Source organism: Alkalibacterium sp. m-11, assembly GCF_054658155.1.
Genome location: NZ_BAAGIR010000087.1, coordinates 1 through 8,382 on the forward strand (window position 1 = coordinate 1; position 8,382 = coordinate 8,382).

4 protein-coding genes, 25 tRNA genes, 2 rRNA genes and 1 other annotated feature are annotated in these 8,382 nt (G+C 44.5%); all 31 genes read left to right on the forward strand.

Annotation, left to right across the window (positions count from 1 at the left end; translation table 11 throughout):
• Positions 1-220 precede the first annotated feature (220 nt).
• On the forward strand, positions 221-1,537 hold the full coding sequence (locus ACYQ2O_RS08735) for a serine hydrolase (RefSeq protein WP_346023544.1): 1,317 nt from the start codon (positions 221-223) through the stop codon (positions 1,535-1,537).
• 58 nt (positions 1,538-1,595) lie between these two features.
• Positions 1,596-1,819 (forward strand) — a binding site (T-box leader).
• 62 nt (positions 1,820-1,881) lie between these two features.
• Positions 1,882-3,156, forward strand: coding sequence for a serine--tRNA ligase (gene serS / locus ACYQ2O_RS08740; RefSeq protein ID WP_346023543.1), 1,275 nt, complete (start codon positions 1,882-1,884; stop codon positions 3,154-3,156).
• 206 nt (positions 3,157-3,362) lie between these two features.
• A complete protein-coding gene (gene msrA / locus ACYQ2O_RS08745; protein ID WP_346023542.1) occupies positions 3,363-3,905 on the forward strand; it encodes a peptide-methionine (S)-S-oxide reductase MsrA in 543 nt (180 codons plus the stop codon).
• 107 nt (positions 3,906-4,012) lie between these two features.
• Positions 4,013-4,128, forward strand: a 5S ribosomal RNA gene (gene rrf / locus ACYQ2O_RS08750).
• A 10-nt stretch (positions 4,129-4,138) separates the two neighbouring features.
• Positions 4,139-4,211: transfer RNA gene (locus tag ACYQ2O_RS08755), tRNA-Val, on the forward strand.
• 9 nt (positions 4,212-4,220) lie between these two features.
• Positions 4,221-4,293: transfer RNA gene (locus ACYQ2O_RS08760), tRNA-Lys, on the forward strand.
• Between the two features lie 30 nt (positions 4,294-4,323).
• Positions 4,324-4,405: transfer RNA gene (locus ACYQ2O_RS08765), tRNA-Leu, on the forward strand.
• Positions 4,406-4,414: 9 nt separating this feature from the next.
• Positions 4,415-4,487 (forward strand) — tRNA-Thr (locus ACYQ2O_RS08770).
• A 30-nt stretch (positions 4,488-4,517) separates the two neighbouring features.
• Positions 4,518-4,589 (forward strand) — tRNA-Gly (locus ACYQ2O_RS08775).
• A 34-nt stretch (positions 4,590-4,623) separates the two neighbouring features.
• A tRNA-Leu gene (locus ACYQ2O_RS08780) sits at positions 4,624-4,709 on the forward strand.
• A 13-nt stretch (positions 4,710-4,722) separates the two neighbouring features.
• Positions 4,723-4,796 (forward strand) — tRNA-Arg (locus tag ACYQ2O_RS08785).
• 10 nt (positions 4,797-4,806) lie between these two features.
• Positions 4,807-4,880 (forward strand) — tRNA-Pro (locus tag ACYQ2O_RS08790).
• 13 nt (positions 4,881-4,893) lie between these two features.
• Positions 4,894-4,967: transfer RNA gene (locus ACYQ2O_RS08795), tRNA-Met, on the forward strand.
• A gap of 20 nt (positions 4,968-4,987) precedes the next feature.
• Positions 4,988-5,061, forward strand: a tRNA-Ile gene (locus ACYQ2O_RS08800).
• A 92-nt stretch (positions 5,062-5,153) separates the two neighbouring features.
• Positions 5,154-5,226: transfer RNA gene (locus ACYQ2O_RS08805), tRNA-Met, on the forward strand.
• An 87-nt stretch (positions 5,227-5,313) separates the two neighbouring features.
• A tRNA-Asp gene (locus tag ACYQ2O_RS08810) sits at positions 5,314-5,386 on the forward strand.
• Between the two features lie 5 nt (positions 5,387-5,391).
• Positions 5,392-5,462 (forward strand) — tRNA-Gly (locus ACYQ2O_RS08815).
• Between the two features lie 33 nt (positions 5,463-5,495).
• A tRNA-Ile gene (locus tag ACYQ2O_RS08820) sits at positions 5,496-5,570 on the forward strand.
• A 10-nt stretch (positions 5,571-5,580) separates the two neighbouring features.
• Positions 5,581-5,652 (forward strand) — tRNA-Glu (locus tag ACYQ2O_RS08825).
• A gap of 26 nt (positions 5,653-5,678) precedes the next feature.
• Positions 5,679-5,768: transfer RNA gene (locus tag ACYQ2O_RS08830), tRNA-Ser, on the forward strand.
• Positions 5,769-5,860: 92 nt separating this feature from the next.
• Positions 5,861-5,933 (forward strand) — tRNA-Met (locus tag ACYQ2O_RS08835).
• A 93-nt stretch (positions 5,934-6,026) separates the two neighbouring features.
• A tRNA-Asp gene (locus tag ACYQ2O_RS08840) sits at positions 6,027-6,099 on the forward strand.
• A 21-nt stretch (positions 6,100-6,120) separates the two neighbouring features.
• Positions 6,121-6,193: transfer RNA gene (locus ACYQ2O_RS08845), tRNA-Phe, on the forward strand.
• A 9-nt stretch (positions 6,194-6,202) separates the two neighbouring features.
• Positions 6,203-6,283: transfer RNA gene (locus ACYQ2O_RS08850), tRNA-Tyr, on the forward strand.
• A 5-nt stretch (positions 6,284-6,288) separates the two neighbouring features.
• Positions 6,289-6,359: transfer RNA gene (locus ACYQ2O_RS08855), tRNA-Trp, on the forward strand.
• A 58-nt stretch (positions 6,360-6,417) separates the two neighbouring features.
• Positions 6,418-6,490, forward strand: a tRNA-His gene (locus ACYQ2O_RS08860).
• Positions 6,491-6,496: 6 nt separating this feature from the next.
• Positions 6,497-6,568: transfer RNA gene (locus ACYQ2O_RS08865), tRNA-Gln, on the forward strand.
• A 26-nt stretch (positions 6,569-6,594) separates the two neighbouring features.
• A tRNA-Cys gene (locus ACYQ2O_RS08870) sits at positions 6,595-6,665 on the forward strand.
• A 19-nt stretch (positions 6,666-6,684) separates the two neighbouring features.
• Positions 6,685-6,768, forward strand: a tRNA-Leu gene (locus ACYQ2O_RS08875).
• A 367-nt stretch (positions 6,769-7,135) separates the two neighbouring features.
• Positions 7,136-7,717 carry a ThuA domain-containing protein gene (locus ACYQ2O_RS08880; protein ID WP_346023541.1) on the forward strand — a complete coding sequence of 194 codons (582 nt, stop codon included), beginning with the start codon at positions 7,136-7,138 and terminating at the stop codon, positions 7,715-7,717.
• Positions 7,718-8,181: 464 nt separating this feature from the next.
• Positions 8,182-8,382 (forward strand): 16S ribosomal RNA (locus ACYQ2O_RS08885); the annotation flags it as partial.

Here is an 8,382-nt window from a genome sequence, read left to right on the forward strand (position 1 = left end):
GTGGAAATGAGATGGTTCCTGTTTACTATAAGAGTATTCACGGTATCGTCTACGATAATTCAGAACTGAAAAAGTAATGGCTACGCACTATCCCAAAAGGGCGAAGGCGTAGCCGAAGCTTTTTTTAGAGTGAAAGAGTACCATGAAACATGTTGAATAAAAATGCCTGTAAGACTTCGAGTAAGACAAAAACAAACTATATGAATTAGGAGTTATTTAAATGATGATCGATCGGAAAAAACTGTTAAAAACCTCTTTTATTGCTGCATTAGCTATGCCCGTTTTCGGAACTTACGCTGCAAGTGCTGAAGAAAATGACCTGTCTGTTGAAGCGGAATCTGCACTGCTGATCGACTTTGAAACTTCACAGATCCTTTTTGAGCAGAATGCGGAAGACCAGCGCGGAATTGCGTCCATGACTAAAATGCTGGTGGAATATATTCTATTTGAAGAAATTGAAGCAGGAAACCTGAACTGGGACGACGAAGTCACAATCAGTGATTACGCACACGCGATCAGTCAGAATTATGCATTATCCAATGTCCCGCTTCATCAGAACGGAGTCTATACCGTTCAGGAACTGTATGAAGCCCTGGCAATCTATTCTGCAAATGGCGCAACTATTGCACTGGCAGAAGAAATTGAAGGATCTGAAGTGGCATTTGTTGACCGTGCAAGAGAACTGATTGAATCATGGGGAATTGAAGAGTATCAGCTGTATAACACAACTGGATTGAACAATTCGTTTCTTGAAGGCAACCATTACCCGGGAAGTGATGAAGATGCTGAAAATGTGATGTCAGCTAAAGGCATCGCTACTATTGCACAGCGTCTGATTGCTGATTATCCGGAAGTTCTGGAAACATCAAGTATCCCAAGTATGACGTTCAGAGAAGGCACATCTGATGCCATCAATATGCTGAACTGGAACTGGATGCTGGAAGGCCTGGCTCATGAACGTATGGACGTGGACGGGCTGAAGACCGGAACGACCAGTTTTGCCGGAGCGACATTTACAGGGACAGCGGAAGCAGAAGGACGTCGACTTGTATCTGTAGTTATGGGTGCGGGAGACGGATTTACGAACCGTGGTCAGCGCTTCGAAGAAACGTCTAAACTGTTCGATTACGGCTTCGGTGAGTTTGAATACGTAACAATCATTGAATCAGAAATGAACCTGGATGACGAACACAATCTAACTGTACGTAACGGAGTGGAAGAAGACATTTCCCTCGTAACGACGGAGTCTATCGGCTTCTATCTTCCTGAAGGGACTGATCTGGAAGACTACTCTTATACTTTCGTACCCAATGACGATGTAGTCAATGAAAAGGGTGAAGTCGAAGCGCCTGTATCAGTGGGAGAAAGTCTAGGACAACTGGTTATCGACAATACAGATGATCTGGAATTCCTGAATGGAGAAGCCCAGCAGACGGTTAACGTGGCTGCTGCTGAATCTGTCGAGCGGGCAGGTTTCTTCACTGTCTTTTCAACTTGGTTGAGAGATTTCTTCAGCGGAGTAAGAGACCGCTTCTAATCGTGTAATGGGAGTTGATTTTATAACTGCTGTTGGTGTAGAATAGAAGCACAACTTAATGAACAGAAAGAAGACGAATCAGTAAGGGCAGCAGCAGGTCTAGAGAGTCAGTGGGTGGTGGAAACTGATCCTGACTGTCCCTGAATCCATCGTCATTTATAAAATAGCGAAGCATAGGCTGAAGTTATTTCGGTACAGACCGTTATCCTGGCAGAGTGCAAAAAGACACCGGTCTTTTTGAAGCTGGGTGGTACCGCGAAAAGCAGTTCTTTCGTCCCTGATAACAGGGATAGAAGAACTGCTTTTTTGTATCTGATAATAAAAAAAGAAAGAAGGAAAACGGTATGATCGATATCAAGCTGATCCGAAATGATTTTGATGCAGTAAAAGAACGTCTGCAGACACGAGGAGTGAACCCGTCTGAACTCGACGAACTGAAAGAGCTGGACGAACGTCGCAGAGAACTGATTCAGAAATCTGAAAAACTGAAGAAAGAACGAAACGATGTATCTAATCAGATTGCACAGAAAAAAAGCAACAGGGAAAATGCGGACGAGGCTATTGCGGCTATGAAGCAGGTCGGAGCAGACATCAAAGCTATTGATGCTGAACTGGATGAGTTAGAAGAAAAGACACAGACCATTGCTTCAGGACTGCCGAACTTGCCTCACCCGTCTCTGCCTATCGGTGAAGATGAAGAATCAAACGAAGAAATACGCAAGTGGGGAGATCTGCCTGAATTCGACTTCGAACCGAAAGCCCACTGGGATTTAGGTGCTGACCTGAAAATTCTAGATTTTGAAAGAGGTGCAAAAGTTGCCCGAAGCCGATTCCTGTATTACAAAGGACTCGGTGCCAGACTGGAGCGTGCTCTTTATAACTTCATGATCGACCTGCATGTGACTGAACACGGATATGAAGAAGTCATTCCGCCTTATCTTGCAAATGATGATGCTCTGTATGGTACAGGTCAGTTTCCTAAATTCAAAGAAGATGTTTTCCAGATCGACGGACATCCGCTGACGCTTATTCCAACGGCAGAAGTCCCGTTGACTAACTATTATCAGAACGAGATTCTTGATGAAAAAGATCTGCCGATCTACTTTACGGCTCTATCTCCTTCATTCCGTTCAGAAGCGGGAAGTGCAGGAAGAGATACTCGAGGATTGATTCGACTCCACCAATTCAATAAGGTTGAGATGGTCAAATTTGCTAAGCCGGAAGACTCTTATGACGAGCTTGAGAAGATGACCGCAAATGCAGAAGTGATTCTGCAGAAGCTGGGACTTGCATATCGAGTTGTTCTTCTTTCTACAGGAGATACTGGCTTTGCGGCAGCTAAAACATATGATCTAGAAGTGTGGATCCCGACGCAGGAAACTTACCGGGAGATCAGTTCATGCTCTAATACAGAATCTTTCCAGGCTAGACGGGCGATGATCAGGTATAGACGTGAAGAGGACGATAAGATCGATTATGTACACACGCTGAATGGATCAGGGCTAGCAGTCGGACGTACAGTAGCCGCAATTCTTGAAAATTATCAGCAGGCTGACGGCAGCATAAAAATTCCTGATGTACTGGTGCCGTATATGGGCGGCGTCACAGAAATCAAATAAAGTGTATCCCTGCTGAAGTATACAGATTCAAGTCGATGTTCGGCTAAATAACTGTCCGTCACTGATGTAGGAAAATATAGAAAGGCTTGTCTGAGTCATATATAAGACAAGCTCTTTTTCTTTGATTCACGAGGCAGTGTGATACAATCATAATAGACATATTCGACCTTAGACTATGAATAGAATCAGGATCAGGAGGAAACAGCGTGGCAGAATTAGAAAAAGTAGTATTTGCAGGAGGGTGTTTCTGGTGTATGGTCAAGCCTTTTGACTCGCAGCCCGGTATCCATTCCGTTGTATCAGGCTATACAGGTGGACACGTTGAAAACCCGACGTATCGAATGGTCACTTCCGGTACGACTGGTCACACTGAAGCAGTAGAAATCACATACGACCCTGAATTAATGCCTTATAGAGAATTGGTAGAGATATACTGGAGACAGACTGACCCCACAGATGCAGGTGGACAGTTTGTGGATAGAGGAGATTCTTATAGACCTGTGATCTTTTACAATAATCAGGAACAGAAAGAAGCAGCTGAGCAGTCAAAAAAAGAACTGCAGGAAAGTGGCAAATTCAAAGATCCGATCGTTACGACTATCGAAGAGGCAAAACCCTTTTATCCAGCTGAAGAATACCATCAGGATTTTTACAAAAAAGAGTCTGCTCACTATAAACGTTATAGCATTGGATCTGGAAGAGCAGGCTTTTTAACTAAGCACTGGAACGAGGATCCTGCTGAGGATTAATAGTGGTGAGAAAAGAAGTTCAAATTATTTTTACAAAAGTTGTTGACATTAGGTCGATATCTTTGTATGATATAAGAGTTGCTGCGGTAACACGACGCAATAAACTGTATAGTGGCGATAGCGAGAAGGATCCACCTGTTCCCATTTCGAACACAGCCGTTAAGCTTCTCAGCGCCGAGGATAGTGAAGGGTTTCCCTTTGTGAAAGCAGGACGTTGCTATGCAGTTTTTAATGGAGGTTTAGCTCAGTTGGGAGAGCATCTGCCTTACAAGCAGAGGGTCAGCGGTTCGAGCCCGTTAACCTCCATAGATCCATGAGCCGTTAGCTCAGTTGGTAGAGCAACTGACTTTTAATCAGTGGGTCACAGGTTCGAATCCTGTACGGCTCATATATAAGAGTAATCTTATATATGCTACATGCGGATGTGGCGGAATTGGCAGACGCACTAGATTTAGGATCTAGCGCTTCACGGCGTGGGGGTTCAAGTCCCTCCATCCGCATAACAACACGCCGGCTTAGCTCAGTTGGTAGAGCAACTGATTTGTAATCAGTGGGTCGAGGGTTCAAATCCTTTAGCCGGCATTTTTTACGGGCAGACTGATCTGCCTTGTTGCGGAAGTAGTTCAGTGGTAGAACATCACCTTGCCAAGGTGGGGGTCGCGGGTTCGAATCCCGTCTTCCGCTTGTGAATAGACACAGGTAACCAAAGTACACTTCAGCCGGGGTGGCGGAATTGGTAGACGCACAGGACTTAAAATCCTGCGGAGAGTTTTCTCCGTGCCGGTTCGACTCCGGCCCTCGGTATTCACAATGATCAGCACCCTTAGCTCAATTGGATAGAGTACCTGACTACGAATCAGGCGGTTAGAGGTTCGACTCCTCTAGGGTGCACTTTAACATTCGGGAAGTAGCTCAGCTTGGTAGAGCACTTGGTTTGGGACCAAGGGGTCGCAGGTTCGAATCCTGTCTTCCCGATTAGTAATAAAATGGCGGTGTAGCTCAGCTGGCTAGAGCGTACGGTTCATACCCGTGAGGTCGGGGGTTCGATCCCCTCCGCCGCTATAATAAACAAACGGATCCGAGGACCTTTAGCTCAGTTGGTTAGAGCAAACGGCTCATAACCGTTCGGTCGCAGGTTCGAGTCCTGCAAGGTCCATTGTCATGTTTGTAGTTGCTTCAGCAACGTACAAACATGATACACTTTGACGTAAGTCCATAGTGTATCCTTAAATGATTTTCTACTATTATCGCGGGGTAGAGCAGTTGGCAGCTCGTCGGGCTCATAACCCGGAGGTCGCAGGTTCGAGTCCTGCCCCCGCAATTGCTATATCTGTAGTTACTTTAGTAACGTACAGATATGGTACACTCGAGCGAAAGCTCGCAGTGTCTCATATAAAGATTTTCGTAAGGTCCCGTAGTGTAGCGGTTATCACGCCTGCCTGTCACGCAGGAGATCGCGGGTTCGATTCCCGTCGGGACCGTTTTAGCGGGTGTAGTTTAGTGGTAAAACCCCAGCCTTCCAAGCTGATGTCGGGAGTTCGATTCTCCTCACCCGCTTTATACTTGAATAAAGTATTCCTAATATATTTAGGGCCTATAGCTCAGTCCGGTTAGAGCGCACGCCTGATAAGCGTGAGGTCGGTGGTTCGAGTCCACTTAGGCCCATTTTAATACTGGCCCCTTGGTCAAGCGGTTAAGACACCGCCCTTTCACGGCGGTAACACGGGTTCGAATCCCGTAGGGGTCATAGTAATTAAATAGTATTACTTTAATGGAGGATTACCCAAGTCCGGCTTAAGGGAACGGTCTTGAAAACCGTCAGGCGTGTAAAAGCGCGCGTGGGTTCGAATCCCACATCCTCCTTTGCCATGTCTGTTGACGTTATAGTGATTACAGACATAGTACACTCAAGCGTCAGCTTGAAGTGTCTCAACACAATGATTTTCTATTGTTATCGCGGGGTAGAGCAGTTGGCAGCTCGTCGGGCTCATAACCCGGAGGTCGCAGGTTCGAGTCCTGCCCCCGCAATTGTCATGGCTGTTGAAGCTTTAGCGATTACAGACATGATACACTTGGACGTAAGTCCACAGTGTGACCTCATAGAGGCTGAATAAATCGTGAGGTCCCGTAGTGTAGCGGTTATCACGCCTGCCTGTCACGCAGGAGATCGCGGGTTCGATTCCCGTCGGGACCGTAAAGCAGGATATTGAAAGATGGCGCTGTAGCTCAGTTGGTAGAGCAACGGATTGAAGCTCCGTGTGTCGGCAGTTCGACTCTGTCCAGCGCCATAGCAATTTGGAGGGATAGCGAAGTGGCCAAACGCGGCGGACTGTAAATCCGTTCCTTCGGGTTCGTAGGTTCAAATCCTACTCCCTCCATCGCTAGGGGTATAGTTTAATGGTAAAACTATGGTCTCCAAAACCATCGATGTGGGTTCGACTCCTGCTACCCCTGTCAGCAATTCATCATGACATTATTTGTTGAATATGCTATGATTTTAATTAAGAATATGGCGATTGTGGCGAAGTGGTTAACGCACCGGGTTGTGGTCTCGGCATTCGTGGGTTCGATCCCCATCAGTCGCCCTTCAATGGGCTATAGCCAAGTGGTAAGGCAACGGGTTTTGGTCTCGTCATTCCTAGGTTCGAATCCTAGTAGCCCAGTTTTAATTGAATATCATTTTTAGGATGGCGGTATAGCCAAGTGGTAAGGCAGAGGTCTGCAAAACCTTCATCACCGGTTCAAATCCGGTTACCGCCTTATCTTCATATTGAATCATGCCGGCGTGGTGGAATTGGTAGACACGCTGGACTCAAAATCCAGTGCCCGTTAGGGCGTGCCGGTTCGACTCCGGCCGCCGGTATATAGTCTTACGTTTAACTCACACACTCTACATAAGAGTATGTGAGTTTTTTTGTGTAAAAAACGAAAATGAGTAAGTTTAGAATCATAGAACCAAACTAAGTGAGTCATAATGTAAGCGTATAAAACATTTTGTGTTAAAATGGATATGCTGCAAAGATAGAGGGATAAACCATACTTTATGATAGAAGTATCTCTATATGAGATGAAAAGTTCATTGGATTCTGATGACTTGAGACTATTCCAGTTAAATTAAAGACAGAATATAGTAACAGAAGAGGCTTAAAAGGGAAAGAGAAACATAGTAAACTGGAGGTAAAAGGAAAATTGCTGCAGTACTAGGGGGCTATTATCATGATGGAGATACATTGAAAGAGGGTCTTACACAAGTCCTGGATAAACTGGGTGACGTAACTATCCTATGTGCAGACCGAAAAGAACTTACAGAACATCTGAAAGATAGACCAGACCTTGTAATATCAGCTTCAGAGAACCGCTTGGATCCTGAATCAGATAACCCGGAAGAATGGATGACAGAGTTCGAAGAAGATAAAATAGTAGACTATGTAAAAAAAGGTGGGTCATGGCTAGTTTGGCATTCGGGATTAGTCAGCTATCAAAAGTTGACTACTTATATTGACATGGTAGGAGGCAGTTTTGATTATCATCCGGAGAAGCCTGTTAGTGTGAACTACAAGTATATAGAAGAAAGTAGTCTAACTGATAGAAAAGAAGAATTTAGTATTACCGATGAACATTGTTTCATTAATTACGGTAAAGATGTCACAGTCACTATGACTTCATCTTCAGAATATGAAGAGTCTGTTGCTGGATGGACAGTGAAGTACGGTGAAGTTTGCGTATATATACCAGCACACAATAAAGAGGGGCTAATGAGTCGACCGGTAAAGACAGACTTAGAAGCAATTACAAAAAAGATGATACAATAAAAGGTTGAGCAAGCCGCAAGCTCGATACCATGCACTTATTAAAAAATCTTGTTAAAAAAATGATTGTTAAATACAATTTAATCATTGACGATTCTTCAAATACCTGTTATTATTAATTCTGTTGCTGCAAACGATATTTGCTAGTAACACTAAAACATAAAATACTTGTTGACAAGCAATTGGAAACAAGGTATAGTAATGAAGTTGTCGTCAGGAAGAAGACGATTCGAAATAAATGCTTTTAAAGAAATTAAATAAAAGCATTGACATCGAATCAGGACGATGATATGATATAAAGGTTGCTGCTGAAATGCAGACAACACAAACTGAACGAGATAGATCTTTGAAAACTGAACAAAGTAGAAACAACCAAATGTGCAGGGGTCTTCGATTCTTTTGGAGTCGAAGGCAACAAACGAGTTAACATGGTTAACTCACAAGTAATATAATGAGCAAGTCAAACTTAAAATGAGAGTTTGATCCTGGCTCAGGACGAACGCTGGCGGTATGCCTAATACATGCAAGTCGAACGCTGAAGCACTCTGCTTGCAGAGTGTGGATGAGTGGCGAACGGGTGAGTAACACGTGGGGAACCTGCCCATAAGAGGGGGATAACATCCGGAAACGGGTGCTAATACCGCATAGGTGATCATAGCGCATGCTTA

Excerpts from the sequence above, each read along its gene's own strand:
- ACYQ2O_RS08735 (WP_346023544.1), top strand. The coding sequence starts at position 221 with ATGATGATCGATCGGAAAAAACTGTTAAAAACCTCTTTTATTGCTGCA.
- serS (WP_346023543.1), top strand. The coding sequence starts at position 1,882 with ATGATCGATATCAAGCTGATCCGAAATGATTTTGATGCAGTAAAAGAA.